This window comes from Ignavibacterium sp. (genome assembly GCF_025998815.1).
Classification (GTDB): domain Bacteria; phylum Bacteroidota; class Ignavibacteria; order Ignavibacteriales; family Ignavibacteriaceae; genus Ignavibacterium.
Window position 1 is genome coordinate 2,211,290 of record NZ_AP026678.1, and the last position, 17,901, is coordinate 2,229,190.

General features: G+C 33.9%; 15 protein-coding genes. 5 read left to right on the forward strand and 10 right to left on the reverse strand.

Annotation, left to right across the window (positions count from 1 at the left end; all coding sequences use genetic code 11):
- The 4 genes from Q0X14_RS09610 to recG form a co-directional block, all read right to left on the reverse strand.
- Entirely contained in the window at nt 1–483 is a 483-nt protein-coding gene (locus Q0X14_RS09610; protein ID WP_297837569.1) for a GNAT family N-acetyltransferase, read from the reverse strand.
- A complete protein-coding gene (locus tag Q0X14_RS09615; RefSeq protein WP_297837572.1) occupies nt 458–1,519 on the reverse strand; it encodes an ATP-grasp domain-containing protein in 1,062 nt (353 codons plus the stop codon). Before Q0X14_RS09615 ends, Q0X14_RS09610 begins: the two co-directional genes overlap by 26 nt.
- Nucleotides 1,516–2,571 carry an ATP-grasp domain-containing protein gene (locus tag Q0X14_RS09620; RefSeq protein ID WP_297837574.1) on the reverse strand — a complete coding sequence of 352 codons (1,056 nt, stop codon included), beginning with the start codon at nt 2,569–2,571 and terminating at the stop codon, nt 1,516–1,518. Before Q0X14_RS09620 ends, Q0X14_RS09615 begins: the two co-directional genes overlap by 4 nt.
- A gap of 252 nt (nt 2,572–2,823) precedes the next feature.
- A complete protein-coding gene (recG, locus tag Q0X14_RS09625) occupies nt 2,824–5,034 on the reverse strand; it encodes an ATP-dependent DNA helicase RecG (RefSeq protein WP_297837577.1) in 2,211 nt (736 codons plus the stop codon).
- A gap of 159 nt (nt 5,035–5,193) precedes the next feature.
- Here recG and Q0X14_RS09630 point away from each other — a divergent pair, with 159 nt between their 5' ends.
- Both Q0X14_RS09630 and Q0X14_RS09635 read left to right on the forward strand, forming a co-directional pair.
- The gene (locus Q0X14_RS09630; protein WP_297837579.1) at nt 5,194–6,558 is read left to right on the forward strand and encodes a deoxyguanosinetriphosphate triphosphohydrolase; all 1,365 of its coding nucleotides are present in this window, start codon (nt 5,194–5,196) and stop codon (nt 6,556–6,558) included.
- Between the two features lie 238 nt (nt 6,559–6,796).
- The gene (locus Q0X14_RS09635) at nt 6,797–10,252 is read left to right on the forward strand and encodes a PAS domain S-box protein (protein ID WP_297837582.1); all 3,456 of its coding nucleotides are present in this window, start codon (nt 6,797–6,799) and stop codon (nt 10,250–10,252) included.
- A gap of 4 nt (nt 10,253–10,256) precedes the next feature.
- Here Q0X14_RS09635 and Q0X14_RS09640 read toward each other — a convergent pair whose 3' ends face one another.
- Together Q0X14_RS09640 and plsY are read right to left on the reverse strand one after the other, a co-directional pair.
- Nucleotides 10,257–11,252, reverse strand: coding sequence for an NAD(P)H-dependent glycerol-3-phosphate dehydrogenase (locus tag Q0X14_RS09640; protein WP_297837584.1), 996 nt, complete (start codon nt 11,250–11,252; stop codon nt 10,257–10,259).
- A 5-nt stretch (nt 11,253–11,257) separates the two neighbouring features.
- On the reverse strand, nt 11,258–11,920 hold the full coding sequence (gene plsY, locus Q0X14_RS09645; protein WP_297837587.1) for a glycerol-3-phosphate 1-O-acyltransferase PlsY: 663 nt from the start codon (nt 11,918–11,920) through the stop codon (nt 11,258–11,260).
- Between the two features lie 331 nt (nt 11,921–12,251).
- Here plsY and Q0X14_RS09650 point away from each other — a divergent pair, with 331 nt between their 5' ends.
- On the forward strand, nt 12,252–12,416 hold the full coding sequence (locus tag Q0X14_RS09650; protein ID WP_297837589.1) for a hypothetical protein: 165 nt from the start codon (nt 12,252–12,254) through the stop codon (nt 12,414–12,416).
- A 55-nt stretch (nt 12,417–12,471) separates the two neighbouring features.
- On the opposite strand, the gene Q0X14_RS09655 is transcribed toward Q0X14_RS09650, so the two are convergent.
- Nucleotides 12,472–12,972 carry a methylated-DNA--[protein]-cysteine S-methyltransferase gene (locus Q0X14_RS09655; RefSeq protein ID WP_297837592.1) on the reverse strand — a complete coding sequence of 167 codons (501 nt, stop codon included), beginning with the start codon at nt 12,970–12,972 and terminating at the stop codon, nt 12,472–12,474.
- A 5-nt stretch (nt 12,973–12,977) separates the two neighbouring features.
- On the reverse strand, nt 12,978–13,520 hold the full coding sequence (locus tag Q0X14_RS09660; RefSeq protein WP_297837594.1) for a NifU family protein: 543 nt from the start codon (nt 13,518–13,520) through the stop codon (nt 12,978–12,980).
- A gap of 138 nt (nt 13,521–13,658) precedes the next feature.
- Between Q0X14_RS09660 and Q0X14_RS09665 the strand changes: the two genes are divergently transcribed.
- The gene (locus Q0X14_RS09665; protein ID WP_297837597.1) at nt 13,659–14,654 is read left to right on the forward strand and encodes an asparaginase; all 996 of its coding nucleotides are present in this window, start codon (nt 13,659–13,661) and stop codon (nt 14,652–14,654) included.
- A 165-nt stretch (nt 14,655–14,819) separates the two neighbouring features.
- Here Q0X14_RS09665 and tpiA read toward each other — a convergent pair whose 3' ends face one another.
- On the reverse strand, nt 14,820–15,575 hold the full coding sequence (gene tpiA, locus Q0X14_RS09670; RefSeq protein ID WP_297837601.1) for a triose-phosphate isomerase: 756 nt from the start codon (nt 15,573–15,575) through the stop codon (nt 14,820–14,822).
- A 104-nt stretch (nt 15,576–15,679) separates the two neighbouring features.
- Here tpiA and Q0X14_RS09675 point away from each other — a divergent pair, with 104 nt between their 5' ends.
- Complete coding sequence (locus Q0X14_RS09675; RefSeq protein ID WP_297837604.1) at nt 15,680–16,828, forward strand: MFS transporter; 1,149 nt, start codon at nt 15,680–15,682, stop codon at nt 16,826–16,828.
- A 140-nt stretch (nt 16,829–16,968) separates the two neighbouring features.
- Here the strand turns inward: Q0X14_RS09675 and Q0X14_RS09680 are convergent, their stop codons facing one another.
- Complete coding sequence (locus tag Q0X14_RS09680; protein WP_297837606.1) at nt 16,969–17,880, reverse strand: DUF1684 domain-containing protein; 912 nt, start codon at nt 17,878–17,880, stop codon at nt 16,969–16,971.
- Nucleotides 17,881–17,901: the final 21 nt, after the last annotated feature.

Consider the following 17,901-nt stretch of genomic DNA (forward strand, 5'->3'; position numbering starts at 1 on the left):
TCAGTTATTCTTGTTATTAAAATACTTCCCGAAAATCAGCAGGTTATCTCCTACTGAATAAAAATCCTTTATCTCAGAGATGATTGAATAATTATTTCTGAGATAGAAACTTTGTGTTGAAAGATAACTTTCTTTGGAAGATGTTTCGGCAAGTATCCATCTTCCTTTTCTTTCTTTAACAAAGTTTTCTGCATGCTCTAATAAATTCTTGCCGATTCCTTTTCCTGAATGTTCGGGATCAGCAACAATCCAGTAGAGATCATAAACTGCGTCTGTTAACGGGCGCTTTCCTGTGCAATGATATCCAAGAATCTTGCCATCTTCTTCATATACGAAGATGTTGTAATCAGTTTGATCAGGATTGTTAACTGTTATTTCAATTAATTCCATTGCTACTTTAACTTCTGCTTCATTAAAGTTCGGAATTTTCTTTAATAACTTTTCAAGTCCTTCAACATCAGATGGCTTGATTGAGCGAATCATTGCGTTTTCTGTTTAATGCTAAATTCGTTATGGTTTCTAATAAACTTGTATAATCAATTCCTCTTGCTGCTGCAGCTCTCGCAAATCCTGAATCTGAGGACACATCAGGATTCGGATTAACTTCAATTACATAAGGAATATTTTCTTTACTTAATCTTATATCTACTCTTGCATAGTCACGACAGTTCATAACTCTGTATGCTTCGAGTGCAACTTTTTCTATTCTGGTTTTTATTCTGCTGCTTAGTTTAGCCGGGCAAACGGGTTTTGTATGATTGTAATAAGTGCTGTTCTCAATCCATTTACCATCATAGGTTACAATCTTTGGTAAGTTTTCCGGCAAACCTGTAAAATCTATCTCTGATATTGGAAGAATTTTCCCATCAAGAATTGCAACATTAAGTTCCCTTCCAACGATATATTCTTCTATAATAACTCTTTTGTTGTAAGTCTTCTTCAAAAAATCAAAATGTTTTTTCAGTTGATTAAAATTGTTTACTACCGAGTATTCAGATATTCCTATGCTCGCATCTTCTTCTTCAAGTTTCATTATTAATGGAAACTTCAGCTTTATTTTATTCTTACTTAAAGTTTCATCCGGTTCAACTGTAATTGCTTCCGGCGTTTTTATTCCATAAGACTTGAGAATTGATTTCGTTCTTAACTTATTCAGACAATTTCCCAAAGTAACTGCAGTATTTCCTGTAAACTCAAAACCAAGTAACTCGAACAAAGCAGCAACACAATATTCATAATTAGTAATACCCTCAACAGATTCAACGAAGTTCACAACTGCATCAGGTTGAAAAGAGTTCAATTTATTTATCAATAAAGTAATATCTCTGTTTACAGCAAAAGACTCAACAACCTGAAACTTTGTTGAAAGCATTTCAACAATCTGATTAATCTGAGAGACAAATGAATACTCTGATAAATCAATTCCTTGCTGAGAATTTTCTCCCGGCTTTCCGTTATAAACGGGAAAGATACTTACAGGAGAATTATAACAAACGAGTATTCGTGTTTCTTTTTTCATGCAAGATTGTATCTTTTACATCCAGCTAACAAAACAGAATTTATCATTTCATCATAAGTCATTCCGGCTGCTCTTGCAGCTTTAGGATAACTCGAGTTTTCTCTTGGGTCAGGCATTATACCGGGCAAAGGATTAATCTCAATAATGTTTGGCTCACCCTTACTGTCCAATCGAACATCAATGCGACTCCAATCTTTGCACCTCAATACTTTGTATGTGTTGAGACAAACTTTAATAATTTTTTCTTCCAGTGATTTATCCAACTTTGCCGGACAATCAAAAACCTCAAATTCAGATTCTTTAGTATCGAGTATCCATTTTGCTTCATAAGAGTATAATGGTTTTACTCCTTCGGGATACTTGTCATATCTGATTTCAATTATCGGAAGTGTTTTTGCCTCGTTACCATTTCCTAAAATTGCAACAGTAAATTCTCTTCCGGGTAAAAACTCTTCAATCAATGCAGATTGAGAATACTCAGAGTTTATTCTTTCAACCTCGCTTAGTAATTCATTTTGATTCGTAACGAATGATGAAGAAAAAATTCCTTTGCTTGAACCCTCGCATATTGGTTTAACAATCAACGGATATGAATAATGATTCTGTCTTACTTCATCAACTCTATCAGCAACAAAAAATTTTGCATTCGGAATTTTGTAATAGCTCAGTATCTCTTTGGTTCTTGCTTTATCAAGACAAATTGCGAGAGTTAAAGCATCGCTACCCGTGTAAGGAATCTGCAACATATCAAGCATTGCAGGAATTTGAGCTTCGCGACTTACGCCAAATGCTCCTTCAGCAATGTTGAATACAATATCTGGTCTTAGTTGTCTGAATTTTTCAAATGCTTCTTCGTTAGCTTCAACTAAAGTAACATCATGATAAATGGAAAGAGCATCACGCAATGCATTGATTGTTTCCCATGTATCCCATTCAGCAAAAGTATCTTGAGATGTTTTATAAGGTGAGTTTGATTTTTGTGAGTTCGGAGACACTGATTCAATGAAAGTTTCACTTTCCGGCTTTACATTAAATGCTAATGCAACACTCAACTTCTCTTTAAACTGTATTGATAAGATAACTTCTCCGAAAAAATTTTTTTCACAAGCAAATATATGAGTTATAAAATTTAAGTCAAGAAGTTTGAAGCAGCTGAAAAAAATTTTTTAAAGACACTTGAATGAGTTTAAAGAGGTTTAAAATTAATTTTCAGAGTAACAGTAGGATCATAAAAATTTTTTTGACATCAATCGGAGCATTTATTTACAGGCCTGAAATGAATTTGTGTTTTTTATGTAAGTTGATCAGGCGATGTCAGCATAAAGAATATTTTCTTTATAACTCTCTAAAAGTTTTTTTCTTACTAAAAAATTTTTTTTCTGTGAAAGTGTTGGATCGGAAGAAATTAATTCAAACGCCGAGTTCTTTGCTTCAAAAATTAATTCTGAATCTTCTGCTATGTTTACAAACTTCAATTCAGGAAAACCACTTTGCTTTGTTCCGAAAATATCTCCTGGACCTCTGAGCTTCAAATCAATTTCTGCAATCTTAAAACCATCATTAAACTTTACCATTGATTGCAAACGAACAGATGCTTTGTAATATTCAAGTTGAGTTGGAGATAAATATTCAAAGTTCAGTTCATTGGCAGATTGCTTTGCGGCAATTTTATCTTGTGTTACTAGAATACAATATGCTTGCTTATTACTTCTTCCAACTCTTCCGCGAAGCTGATGAAGTTGTGAAAGACCAAAACGGTGTGCATCATTAATTAAAATTATGTTTGCATCAGGAATATCAATCCCAACTTCTATTACAGTTGTTGCCACAAGTACATCAAATTCTTTTTTCAAAAATCTAAACATCATTTCTTCTTTCTCACGCCAGTTCATTCTTCCGTGAATCAATCCAACATTCAAATCTTTGAGATAAGTATTCTTCAATTCTTCGTAATAGTTTGTTGCTGCTTTCAAATCAAGTTTTTCTGATTCTTCAACCAATGGATAAACGATAAATGTCTGATAACCTTCTCTGGCTTTATCAATAATAAATTTATAAATCTCGGGAAGTTTATTTTCTCCTCTTAAAACAGTTTTTATTGGTTTTCTGTTTTTAGGCATTTCATTAATTACTGAAACATCAAGATCACCATAAATTGTCATAGTAAGAGTTCTTGGTATTGGAGTCGCACTCATAACAAGAACATCAGGAGCTAAACCTTTTGCAAGCAAGTCAGCACGTTGCTTAACTCCAAAACGATGCTGCTCATCAATTACAACAAGTCCAAGATTTCTGAATGAGACTTTCTCTTCAATCAATGCGTGAGTTCCGATTATTATATCTGCTTCCTGTAACTCTTTTTCTTTTTCCTTTTTTGCTCTTACTGAGTTACTTTGTCCACCAAGCAATAGTGAAACTTTAATCTGCTTACTTTTATTTACTTCATTCAGTTTTTTCATCAATAGAGAAATATTTTTTGCGTGTTGATCTGCAAGAATTTCTGTTGGTGCCATCAATGCTGCCTGATACCCGCTATCAACTGCTATAAGCATTGCAATCAATGCAACCACAGTCTTTCCGCTTCCAACATCTCCCTGAAGTAATCTGTTCATTGGTTTGTCTGAAAGCATGTCTTTTTTTATTTCAGACAAAACTTTTTTCTGTGCATCTGTTAATTCGAAAGGAAGAATTTTTAAAAAGTTTTTAATTAAATCTGTTTTAATTTCAAACTTAATCGGCTTACTCTTTTTCTGAATTTTATTTTTCCGAAGCGCAAGAAGTAATTCAAGATAAAAAATCTCCTCGAACTTGAATCTGTATCTTGCTTTTAAAAATAATTCCTGACTTTGTGGGAAGTGAAAATTTTTAATTGCTTCGTTTAATCTAAGCAAATTATGCTGATGTAGAATTTCCCCTGGTAATGTTTCTTCAATTTCATCTGCATAATGTTCAACGGCATAAGCAATTATTCTTCTTAAGCTGAAATCACCAATGTTTCTTGCTTTAAGTTCTTTTGGAATTCTATAGAACGGAATAATTTTTCCAGTATGAAGAAAACTTTGTGATTCTTCCTCCGTTATCCTGTCAAAATCAGGATGAACAAACTGAAATCTGTCATATTTATCAATCGTGGGTTTTGCTGAAACAGCAAAGAATTCTCCTTCTTTAAATACATCATAAAAATATTTTGCGCCTTGAAACCAAACACATTCAAAAAATCCCGTATTATCTTTCATCTGAACTTTGAGTATCTCTTTGTTTCGAACACGTATTTTTTCTCTTTCAATAACTTTTCCTAAAACAGTTATTTCACCTTCATAACCATTTAAGATATAGCTGTAAGCTTTTGCAGCAGTAAGAACAGTTGAACGATCAAGATGCCGGGAAGGAAAATAGAATAGAAGATCACGAATAGTTTGTATTCCGATTCTTGCGAATGACTCTGCTCTTTTCGGTCCAACAGATTTAATGTACTGAACAGAAGATTCAAGAATATTTGCTTTTATTGAATTCATTGTTCGAAAAATAAATCAACCTTAATGTAAACTCAATAATATTTGAAACGAACCTAAATCAACAGAATTAAACCATCTCTTTAACTTAAACATAAACTTATACTTATACTCATAAATCATTTATTATTATTTTGACCCTGTTAATTAAAGGAATTTGTTGTGGATTGGAAAAAACTTTTATCCTCAGTTCAATTAGGAACAGATGAAAAAAATTATAAAAGCAGTCACGATGGCAGAAGTCAGTTTCAGAGAGACTTTGATCGGATTGTTTTCTCACCTGCATTCAGAAGGTTGCAGGATAAAACACAGGTTTTTCCTTTACCCGAAAGTGATTTTGTTCATACCCGATTAACCCATAGTCTTGAAGTGTCAGTTGTTGGAAGATCACTTGGTAATCTCGTAGGTGAAAAAATAATTTCAAGACATCCGGAATTAAAAGATGACTTCACAAAATTTCATTTTGGTGAAATTGTTGCCGCTGCTTGCCTTGCTCATGACATAGGAAATCCACCGTTTGGTCATTCGGGTGAAGAATCAATTTCCGAATACTTTAAAAACGGAAATGGAAAAAAGTTTAAAGAAGTAATTAATGATGAAAAGAAATGGAACGACTTAACAAAGTTTGAAGGTAATGCACAAGGATTCCGTATAATAACCAAATTACAAAATCCAAAAGTAGTTGGCGGACTCCGATTGACTTACGCAACTCTTGCAGCATTAACTAAATATCCGAAAGAGTCTTTAACTAATAATAATGTTGATACTTCTAAGATTTACAGAAAGTTCGGATTCTTTCAATCTGAAAAAGAAATCTTTAAATCAGTTGCTGAGCATACAGAGCTTATAAGAATTGACGATAAGAATTATTTCTGGTGCAGGCATCCACTAAGTTTTCTTGTTGAAGCTGCAGATGACATTTGTTACAGAATTATGGATTTGGAAGATGGCTACAGATTAGGACTTGTAACATTTAATGAGACTGAACAACTACTTAAAAATCTTATTCGAATTGATCTTGTGTCAGATTACAATCAGAGAGATGATGCAGAAAAAATTGGTTATCTCAGAGCTAAAGCAATAAGCGAATTGGTAAAAGAACTTGCAGAAGTTTTTCTTGAACACGAAAGTGATATTCTCTCTGCAAAACTTAATGATGAACTGATTTCCCTTATTCCTGCAGCAAATGGCTTAACCGAAATTGAAAAACTTTCAGTTGAAAAAATTTATCGTCATCGGACAGTTGTTGAAAGAGAAGCGGCCGGATACGAAGTGCTTGGAGGGTTGTTGGATGCATTCATAAATTCTTTCAATGAATGGCTTGATGGAAATATTAAACCAAAGAACAGAACCCTGGTCAATCTTCTACCTAAAAGAATTTTGTTTAATGCTAATTCAGGCACTGAAATTTATGAAAGACTTCTGATGATAATTGATTTTATCTCGGGTATGACTGACTCATTTGCTGTTTCTTTGTTCAGAAAAATTAAAGGAATTTCACTGCCAGGTAGCCGGTTAACTGAGTAAAAAGTTTTTAATTACATGTAAATATGTAAGTCAAAATTGTCGTCCCGATTCTGATAGAAAAACCTTTCTAAAAAATTTAACTTTTAACACTAAAAATTAGCCCTCAAATCTCATATTCAGCTAACGATAATAAACTCAGATGGCTTGATAGTTGCCAGTTTACTCTGTTCAATTTAAAATTTATTTGTAAAAAATGTTTACAATCAGCGGTCATAAAGAAAGCAAAAAAAAAAGTAAAATGAAATTTGATAAGTTCAATCATCCTGCACAAAATTTTTCTTCTAATGAGCTTGAAGAGAAGTTAAATGAAATAATGATTGTCGGGAAAATTGCCTGGTGGCAATTTAATTTCGATAAAAATCAGATATACTACTCTTCCCAAAGAACAGAACTCCTCGGATATAATAAAACTGAGATGCCTTCGGGATTCGATGGTTTAATTTCTTTGATTCACGAAGCTGATAGACAAATTCTTACTTCTACAATGCAGGATTACCTTGCAGGGAAAATTACTGAACATAATATCGAGTATCGGATAAAGCATAAAGATGGTGATTACAGAATTTTCAGAAATATAGGAAGATTAAAAATTTCTTCTGATAATGAAAGAATTGTATCGGGAATTGTGATTGATATTACTGACTACAAAAAAACAGAAAAGAGTCTGAAAGAAACCGAAGCAAAATTTAAGCTTATAACTGAAAACTCAATTGATGAAATCTGGGTTAGAGATCTTAATTTAAATTTGATTTATGCAAGTCCATCTTGTCTTAAGGTTCACGGATATTCGCCGGAAGAATTCAAAGACATTAAACTGAAAGATTTACTCACACCCGAATCTTTCTACTATGTTAATCATGTTTTGAAAGAAGAGCTTGAGTATGACAAAAATCCTCATGCTGAACCGACCAGAACCCGAACGATTCTAATCAAAGAAAGACATAAACACGGACACATAATATGGACTGAAAATCAGGTTAGCTTTGTCCGGGATGAAAACAACAAACCAAAAGCGATAATTGGTGTTACAAGAGATGTAACCCATAAAATTAAATCAGATCAAATCAGAGAAGCCGTTTACAGAATCTCCGAAGCAACACACACAGCAGAAAATCTTGATAATCTTTTTAAAGAGATTCATCAAATTATCGCAACGATAATGCCCGCAAAAAATTTCTACATTGCGTTGTATGATAAAAATTCTGATTTGATTTCATTCCCTTATTTTGTTGATGAGGTTGATGAACCACTTCCACCTTCACCACCCGGAAGAGGACTTACTGAATATGTTTTGAGAACCGGCGAACCACTATTCGCTTCGCCTGAAGTATTTCAGGAACTTGTTAACAGAGGTGAAGTAGAGCTTGTTGGTGTTGATTCATTTGACTGGCTTGGAGTTCCTCTTAAAATAAAGAACAATACAATTGGTGTTTTGGTAGTTCAGTCATACAGCTCGAGCGAAAGATACACAATTGAAGATTTGGATCATCTCGTGTTTGTTGCAGATCAGGTTGCAATGGCAATTGAAAGAAAAAGGACAGAAAGTGAAAAGAACAGATTAAACGAATTGTTATCAGCTGTATCGAGAGCACAATCACACTTGTTAACAAAAAAAGATTTATACTTCAGCGTTCAGCTGGCTTTGACTGAAATTGGTAAAGCTGTTGAAGTTGACAGAGTTTACATTTTTGAAAATCATTACGATGCTGAAAATGAAAAAGTTCTGATGAGTCAGAGATATGAATGGTGCTCTGAAAAAGCCATACCACAAATTGATAATACAGAACTAATCAATCTCCCCTATGAGCCATTGTTCAAACGATGGTATGATGAGCTTTCTCATGGAGGGAACATCTTTGGATTAATTAAAGATTTTCCTGAAGAAGAAAAGCCAATTCTCGAAAGTCAAGGGATTAAATCAATTCTCATCGTTCCGATATTTGTTTCGGGAAGGTTCTGGGGATTCATCGGTTTTGATGATTGCCATTCGGAAAGAATATGGACTGAAAGTGAAATGTCAGTACTTAACGCAATTGCATCAAGCATTGGCGGTGTCTTCCAGAGAAAATCAATTGAGGATGCTCTGAGAAAGAGTGAAGAGAAATACCGAAACTTTATAGAAAAAAGTATGGAGGGCATTTATCTTCTTCAATTCAGAAAACCAATTGATACCACTCTTCCCGTAAACAAACAAATTGAACTCTTCTATGAATATGGTTACATTGCCGAGGCAAACGATGCAATGGCAAATATGTATGGTTTATCTTCAAGTAAAGAACTAATCGGCAAATCATTAGCTGAGATTCACGGAGGTAAAAATAAATCTGAAAACATTGAATCATTCAAATCTTTTATAATGAATGGATACAAAGTAGAAAACAGTGAAACAGTTGAAATCAGGATTGATGGCTCACAGTTGTATGTTCTTAATAATGTTATCGGAATAATTGAGAATAATAAACTTGTTGCAAACTGGGGAACTCAGATTGATATAACTGAAAGAAAGCTCGCCGAAGAAGCAATTCTTAAAGCTAAAGAAAAAGCTGAAGAAGCAAGCAGATTAAAATCTAACTTTTTATCTAATATGAGTCACGAACTCAGAACACCATTGATTGGAATTCTGGGTTACTCAGAAATTATGATGAATGAACTTGCTAATTCAAACTATGGTGAAATGGCTTCTACAATTTATCAAAGCGGAAGCAGGTTACTTGAAACTTTAAATATGATCCTCACTCTCTCAAAAGTTGAAAGTGAAAAAGTAAATCTAAACTTATCTGATGTCTCATTAACTGAATTAGTTGATGAAGTAAGAATTCTTTTTGACTCTGTTGCAAGAAAGAAAAACATAGAACTGAAAGCTGTTTATCCGAAAGAGGGACTTTCTATTAAAAGCGATGCAAAAATTTTAAGAGAAATATTTAATAACCTTGTTAATAACGCTGTAAAGTACACTGAAAAAGGAAGCGTATTGATTGAAGTGAAAAGAAATGAACTTACCGGCGAGATTATGATTCGCGTAAAAGATACCGGAATTGGAATACCAAAAGATAAACTCGATATCATATTTGAAGAATTCAGGCAAGCAAGTGAAGGACTTGCACGAAACTTTGAAGGCACCGGACTCGGCTTAAGTATTACGAAAAAATTTGTTCAATTGCTTGGCGGAAAAATATTCGTTGAAAGTCAGGTAGGACTTGGTTCAACATTTACAGTCGTATTACCTTATAGTCCTTCGACCAAATCAGCAAGTGAAACTAAAACAACTGATGAGCGTTCAATCAGAGATCAGATTCTTGGCAGAACACCAAAGGAAAGAAAATCACTCTTGATTGTCGAAAATGACAGAATAAATGCTGCTGTAATTGAAGCTTATGTTAAAAAAGATTATGATGTTGAAGTTGTTGGAAGAGGCGAAGATGCAGTAAAGAAAGCTTCGGAGAAGCAGTATGATGCAATACTGATGGATATAAATCTTGGCTCTGGAATAAATGGTGTTGAAGCAACTCAGCAGATAAGAAAGATAAAAGGATATGAGAAAACTCCTATTGTTGCTGTTACTGCATTTGCACTTAAGGGTGATAAAGAAGAATTTTTAGCCAAGGGATGCTCGCACTACATATCAAAGCCATTTACGCAGCCGCAGATCATTGCTTTGTTGAATGAAATATTTATTAACGGTAAGAGTAAATAAAAATTTATTCGAACTTCATATCACGATTCATTAAATCGTTTGTGGCTTTAATCGGATCTTTATCTTCAAAAAGAATTTTATAGACCTCATTTGCAATTGGAGTTTCTACTTTATATTTATCTGCAAGCTGATTAACAGATTTGGTTGTTTCAACACCTTCAGCAACCATTTCCATTGACTTTAAAACATCTTTTAACTTTTTACCTTTACCAATTTGTTCACCAACAAAACGGTTTCGGCTATGTCTGCTCATACAGGTAACAATTAAATCTCCCATTCCTGATAGTCCTGCAAAAGTTTCGGGACGAGCGCCCATTACCAAACCCAAACGTGAAATTTCCGCAACTCCTCTTGTCATAATAGCTGCTTTAGTATTATCGCCAAATCCGGCTCCATCAATAATTCCCGCACCAATAGCAATAACATTTTTGAAAGCTCCACCTAACTCAACACCAAGTATATCAGTAGAAGAATAAACTCTGAAATAAGAATTAATAAAAACTGATTGAATTGTTTTGGATGTTTCTCTGCTCACTGAAGCAGCAACAACTGCAGTTGGAACTCTTTTGGAAACTTCCTCAGCGTGACTTGGACCTGATAAAACACCAATTTGATTTTTATCCAAACGATGATGAACATCTTTAATCATCTGCGACATAGTCATCAAAGTTTCTTTTTCAATTCCCTTGGAAACACTTACAAGAATTGTGTCTTTAATGGAATGATAATCAATCTTCTCTATAACTTTTCTAAGAAACTGCGAAGGAACGGCAAGCACAATAAGATTTTTATGAACAGTGGAATCTTCAAGATCAGAAGAAATTTTTATTTCATCCGGAATTTGAATTCCCGGGAGATAAATTTTATTCTCTCTTCTTTTTGCAAGCTCTTTGGCGTAAGCTTTTTTATACTCCCATAGTGTAACACTATGACCGTTGTAGTGCAGCAAGACGGCAAGGGTTGTTCCCCAGCCGCCTGCGCCAAGCACCGAAACTTTCATTTCTGTTATTTCTTTTTACTGAAACTTAATTTGTTCTCTGTTCCGTTTACCAAACGAACAAGATTTTTTCTGTGAGTGAAAATTACAAGAAGTGATACACCTATTACAAATGGTAAGAGTGTATTATAACCTTCGATATGTGTATGAAGAACATTTTCCCGGAAAATCATACTTAATGGAACAGCCATAGCACTTACAATAGAACCAAGAGAAACATATCGCGAAATAGAAACAACTATTAAAAAGATACCAACAGCAATTAACATATCAACTGTAATAATCATAAGTAGCATTCCTAATGCTGTGGCAATACCTTTTCCACCACGAAATCCTGCAAACACTGTCCAGATGTGTCCAATGACAGCAGAAATTCCTGCAATAATCTGAACAAGAGTAAAATCATCAAATGGAGAAACATTCTGGAAAGGAAGAACTCCGTAATGTAATCTTGCAATAAGTACTACTGCAATCGCACCTTTAAGAGCATCAAGAAAGATAACCAGAACTCCGTGTTTCCAGCCGAGTACACGCATTACATTTGTACCACCGGCATTTCCACTTCCGTAATTTCTGATATCAATTCCTTTTACAGCTTTACTAATAATAATGCTAGTTGGAATTGAACCAACCAGATAAGAAAGTATTATTATAGTAGCTAATAAAAACATTTATAATTCCTAAATTTTGTTGTAAAAACCTAATTAAACTTTGGTAAATAAACAACGAAATTTTTGAGAAATGTTGATTTTTTACAGAATATTAGATGCTATTCCTTAAATAAAGGTTTAGCAATAAAGTTACTTCCTATAATTATGCCTATAATTAATGTATAATCGTACCAATATTTTTTAATTAAAGTGTGATTTTAAGAAAAAATTACTTACAAAATACCCTGAAATTTGCTCTAAAATCAAAAGTGCTTTTACTCATAATTATTTAAATCTTTCATTTTACGGGCTAATATGATATATTTGCGCACAATTTTATCAGGAGATATAAATGGCAAAACAGCAATCATTTGCAGATAAAGCAAAGGGTAAGAAAAAAGTTGATTTTGTAATGGTAAAAGTGGTTAAATCAGTAAAAACTGATAAAGGCACATTCAAATTCAACGAGAAATTCGTAAAGTTACCGGATATCAGTAAAGTAACTGAAATTAAATAGCATCACTCCTTTGATTAATTTGAAGAGAAGCTTACTTCGGTTTGCTTCTCTTTTTTTATTCAAAAAGGTTTGACTCTAAACTTTTTTCGAGTTTCAATAATCTCTTTTTAATCTCAAGACCTGCCGAATAACCAACAAGCGAACCATTAGTTCCTATAACTCTGTGACACGGAATTATTACTGGAATAGGATTCGCAGCATTTGCTTTTCCAACCGCACGAATAAGACTTTTATCGCCGAGTCGCTCAGCAAGTTGCTTGTATGAAATTGTTTTTCCAAAAGGAATTTTCAAAAGTTCTTTCCATACTTTTTTCTGTAACTCAGTTCCGTCCGGATCAGTTGGGATTGAAAATTCTTTTCTTCCTTCAAAAAAATATTCTTCTAACTGATAAAAAGTATTCAATAAATTTCTATCTGATGAATTTGTTTTGATGAGTTTATGTAAAGAAGATGGTAAAGCTGAGTTAATCAAAACCTGTTTTAGTGCTTTACCATCTGTGATTACGATGAAATGAATACCCGAAATAATTTTTTCGGAATAAAAATATTCTGGCAATTCATTCAAGCAGGAATAACCTGAATAGCAGGATTGATATCTCGCTTCAATAATCCTTCAATTGCCATGAGTGTTCCGGAAATGGAACTCGGGCAACTGCCACAAGCGCCCTGATAACGAATCTTGACAGTGAAACCTTCTACTCCAAGAACTTCAAGACCGCCGCCATCACCAGCTAAAGCAGGTCTTACTTTCTGATCAAGCAGTTCATTTATCTTTTTCAGAAGCTCGTTAGATTCCTGCTCAGACATTTCAATTTCTTTTTCTGCAGGGATAAGACTCTTATCAAAATCTTTGAGGAAATTAATAAAAGGTCTTTGTATCTGACCCCAGTTTGTTTCTTTAGTTTTTTCAATTGTTACAAACTTATCCATATAGAAAACGGAAACAACGCCTGGAATTTGGAAAATTCCTTTTGCAAATGGATCGTTTTCAGCTTCTTCCCTGCTTGAATATTGACGACTTTCGTAATTAAGTAATTTTTCATTCAAGATAAATTTTAATGCGTGTGGATTTGGAGTTAAATCAACATCTTGAACCATTAACATAAAAAACCTCTCTTTATTTTGTTTCGAAAATAAATTAACATCTTTTCTATGGCAAGTCATATAATTTTAAATGTGAGCAATCAGCTTTCATTCCAATCAAACAGCCACTTATTTTTACGATGAAAATAAAGGAGTTTTATGAAAAAGATTTTGGTTGTTTTTACCGGCGGAACATTTTCAATGATGATAGACCAAACTACCGGAGGTGCGATTCCAAGGTATTCCGGAAGTGAGTTGCTTGATATGATTCCACAAGCAAAAGAGCTAGCGGAAATTGAATACTTTGATTTTGGAAAATATCCAGGCCCGCATGTTACACCACAACTTATGCTTCAGCTTTCAAAAAAAATAAAACAACTTTTATCAGAAAAACATTATGACGGAGTAATTGTTACGCACGGAACCGATACTCTTGAAGAAACCGCCTACTTCCTTGACTTAACAATAAATACTCAAATTCCAATCGTTATGATTGGTTCAATGAAAAACAGTTCCGAACCAGATTGGGATGGTCCGAAAAATTTAATTGATGCGATTCATATCTGTCTAAATGATAACTCTAAAAATTTAGGTGTGCTTGTTTGTTTGAATGGTGAGATAAATGCAGCGAGCGAGGTAACAAAAATTTATTCTGATTCGGTTGAGTCGTTTAAGAGTTTGGATTTTGGATCTCTTGGATTTGTTCAGAATGAAAGAGTGATTTACAATCGTCTTCCACATTATCTTGAAAAAATTGAAACAGATGTAATAGATGACAATGTTGATATGCTTACTGTTTATGCTGGAATGAACGAAAAGTTTTTCAGATTTTCTGCTGACAGTGGTGCATCCGGAATTGTTGTTGAAGCACTTGGAGTTGGAAATGTTCCTCCTCCTGCTTTTGAAGGAATTAAATATGCTGTTCAGAAAGGAATTCCTGTGGTACTGACATCGCGATGTCCGGCAGGTGAAACAGACTACATCTACAGTTATCCCGGTGCCGGAAAACATTTACACGATATCGGAGTCATATTTGCAGATTACATTAACGGACAAAAAGCAAGAATTAAGCTCATAATTGTTCTTGGAAAGACAAAAGACATAAATGAAATAAGAAGATATTTTGAAGGTCCAAGAGCGAAGTATAAAAAGTGAATGGTTGAATGAGGGAATGAATGAATGGTTAAATGTTTGGATGGTTGAATTATTGAATGTTTGAATGAATGATTGATTGGAAGGATGAATGAGTGATTGGAGTAATCTTAAAAAACTTTTAACAATAGCCGCAACCGGCGTGATTGCGGCATCATTAAAATACAATTATGCTGCTTCAATAATTCCCAGAAATGAATCCGCTTTAAGACAAGCCCCACCAACTAAAGCTCCATCAATATCTTTTTGTGATAGCAATTCTCTGGCATTATCAGGCTTTACACTTCCTCCGTATTGGATAACAATCATATTTGCAAAATCCTTTGAATACATATTTGTCAAAAGTTTTCTTATAAATTGATGAACTTCCTGCGCTTGCTGAGGAGTGGCGGTTTTTCCTGTCCCGATTGCCCAAACAGGTTCATAAGCAATTATTACATCAAGAATTTCATCAGGTGTAATATCAACTAATCCTTTTTCAATTTGTTTCTTTATGACTTTTTCGGTTATATCTTTTTCGCGCTCTTCAAGAGTTTCACCAACACAGAAAATTGGTTTTAGTTTTTGTGATAAAGCCTTTTTGATTTTCTTATTTATCATTTCATCCTTTTCACCAAAAATTGTCCGCCTTTCTGAGTGACCAAGAATAACATACTCACATCCAACTGATTTAAGCATTTGAGCTGATATTTCTCCTGTAAAAGCACCTGAGTCTTCATAAAACATATTTTGCGCACCAAGTTTGATTACACTTCCATCGATTAATTTCTTTGCTTCATAAAGTGAAGTGAATGGTGGACATATGATTACATCACAGTTTAACGACTTGTTTACAAGTTTATTTTTAAGCTCTTCGATTAATGAAACAGACTGTTGGAGATCATTATTCATCTTCCAGTTGCCGGCAATAACTTTTCTTCTCATTTTATCCTCAATTAATTAAAAGTTGTGAACAAAAATAAATATTATTCAACTATCTATTGTTAATTTGCTTCATACAAAAATCATACTTACAGAGATAACCCGAGATGAAAACCAAATTACATAAACAGGTTATTTTACTTGGTCTGGTGAGTTTATTCACAGACATTGCAAGCGAAATGCTTTATCCTGTTACTCCGATTTTCCTAACTGCTGTGCTTGGCTCTTCAATGGCGATGGTTGGTATTATTGAAGGTATTGCAGAATTCATTTCAGCACTTCTTAAAGGTTATTTCGGGAACTTATCAGATAAGGTTGGGAAACGCTCTATATTCGTTACACTTGGTTATAGTTTATCAGCAATTTCAAAACCACTGCCCGGAATTTTCCAAAACATTCCAACTGTTTTTATTACCCGCGTTACGGACAGAATTGGAAAAGGAATCAGAACTGCTCCACGAGATGCATTGCTTGGTTCATACAGCAATGGAAATTCAGGTGCAGTTTTTGGGTTTCACAGAGCAATGGATACACTTGGTGCTGCAATTGGTCCGGTAGCAGCCCTTGTGTTATTAAAAATTTATCCGGAAAATTATCAGCTGATATTTCTTATTGCTTTTATTCCTTCCATTATTGCTGTAACATTAACTCTGATGATAAAGGATAAAACTATATCATCAGAAAAAAGAATTAAGCATAGTTATTTTGATTTCTTAAAATCATCTCCGAAAAGTTATAAGAGAATTCTAGGTTTACTTGCAGCATTTTCTTTAGTAAACAGCAGTGATGTATTTCTGATATTAAAATCCCGCGATATTTCTGAATCATCAACACTTGCAATCTTTGGATATATTTTTTATAACATTGTTTATGCAGCAACTTCATATCCTATGGGGCATTTATCTGATAAAATTGGTAAGAAAAAAGTTTTCACATTTGGATTAATTCTTTTCTCCCTTGTTTACTTTGGTTTCGCTCTCGTTCCTGACATTTATCTACTGTGGCTGTTGTTTGCACTGTATGGAATATATGCTGCATCAACAGAAGGTATTTCAAAAGCTTGGATTTCCGATTTGATTTCCGATGAAAACAGAGGGACAGCTATTGGTCTGGCTACTTTAATTATGGGTGTTTGTGTGATGCTTGGCTCTTTTATTACCGGAATTCTTTGGGATAAGTTTGGCTCTCAGATTCCTTTTATCATCTCAGCATCAGTAAGTCTTTTGCTTGCTTTTATTGTATGGATTAAAAAATAAAGTATAATTCTCTCTGAATTTTTTAAATCATATCCATATTTAATACTTCATTACTTACTGCCTGTCGCCAATTCTATATACCTTAATCCTTTTACCTTATACCTTATTCCTTATTCCTAATACCTTATTCCTTTAAATCCTCAATGCCCTTCACCATAATTTTTTTCACCTGCTGTGATTCTTAGCTTGAGATAATTCTGTTCTGGTGGCAAAGGGCAAGTTGCATATTTGGTAAAAACACAAGGCGGATTATAAGCTTTGTTAAAGTCCAGAATTATTTTTCCTGTGGAATCCGGTTTATCTACATACATAAATCTTCCACCACCGTAAGTTTCAACACCACTTGTTTCATCAGCAATGATGAGAAATAATCTTTCACCTTCATCAATTGCATCAATGCGGAAAGTATTACCATCTTTTTCAAAAACAACTGCGCCGGGAGATAACTCCTCTTCAATTTGGCCAAGAACATTCGGGACAAATATTTTTTTCGGTGGATTATATGTTTCAAATCTCGCAGTCAATTTCCAATACTGATTAACCGGAAATCTTTCTATTCCATTAAAGTTTTTTACTAACGGTGATTCAAGGTCCCTGAATCGAATTCCATATTTATCGCCACGAATAATTAAATTCCATCTGATACTTCCATATTCAAACACAGTCATATCTTTTTTCTGATCATCTATCATTATTACTTCTTTAACTGGTTTTCCGTCAAGTAACACCTGAACTCCGTCATAAATTTTCATTATTACTGTTGAATCTTTAAAAATAAATTCTCCCATATAAGCGGGTACTTTGTCAGATTCAATAATTACATCATTATCTTTTGCTGAACCAAATTTATTTACTCCCGGCTTTAACCAGGTTCTTCCCACAAGATTTAACCAACCGTCAGGAGCTTTAAGTCTTTCTACTCTTCTTTCATCCCATTTTTTAATTTCTTCAAGATATTCTGGTGAACCTTTGGTTTCGAATGTTTCGCTCTTGCAGGAAAATAGAATTAAAATTGTTATGAGCCCTACAGTTGTTAGGAATAAGTTCTTCATAGATGCCTGATTATTATTATT

Coding starts and splice junctions, on each gene's coding strand:
- Q0X14_RS09610 (WP_297837569.1), bottom strand. CDS start 483: ATGATTCGCTCAATCAAGCCATCTGATGTTGAAGGACTTGAAAAGTTA.
- Q0X14_RS09615 (WP_297837572.1), bottom strand. CDS start 1,519: ATGAAAAAAGAAACACGAATACTCGTTTGTTATAATTCTCCTGTAAGT.
- recG (WP_297837577.1), bottom strand. CDS start 5,034: ATGAATTCAATAAAAGCAAATATTCTTGAATCTTCTGTTCAGTACATT.
- Q0X14_RS09635 (WP_297837582.1), top strand. CDS start 6,797: ATGAAATTTGATAAGTTCAATCATCCTGCACAAAATTTTTCTTCTAAT.
- Q0X14_RS09640 (WP_297837584.1), bottom strand. CDS start 11,252: ATGAAAGTTTCGGTGCTTGGCGCAGGCGGCTGGGGAACAACCCTTGCC.
- plsY (WP_297837587.1), bottom strand. CDS start 11,920: ATGTTTTTATTAGCTACTATAATAATACTTTCTTATCTGGTTGGTTCA.
- Q0X14_RS09650 (WP_297837589.1), top strand. CDS start 12,252: ATGGCAAAACAGCAATCATTTGCAGATAAAGCAAAGGGTAAGAAAAAA.
- Q0X14_RS09660 (WP_297837594.1), bottom strand. CDS start 13,520: ATGTTAATGGTTCAAGATGTTGATTTAACTCCAAATCCACACGCATTA.
- Q0X14_RS09665 (WP_297837597.1), top strand. CDS start 13,659: ATGAAAAAGATTTTGGTTGTTTTTACCGGCGGAACATTTTCAATGATG.
- tpiA (WP_297837601.1), bottom strand. CDS start 15,575: ATGAGAAGAAAAGTTATTGCCGGCAACTGGAAGATGAATAATGATCTC.
- Q0X14_RS09675 (WP_297837604.1), top strand. CDS start 15,680: ATGAAAACCAAATTACATAAACAGGTTATTTTACTTGGTCTGGTGAGT.
- Q0X14_RS09680 (WP_297837606.1), bottom strand. CDS start 17,880: ATGAAGAACTTATTCCTAACAACTGTAGGGCTCATAACAATTTTAATT.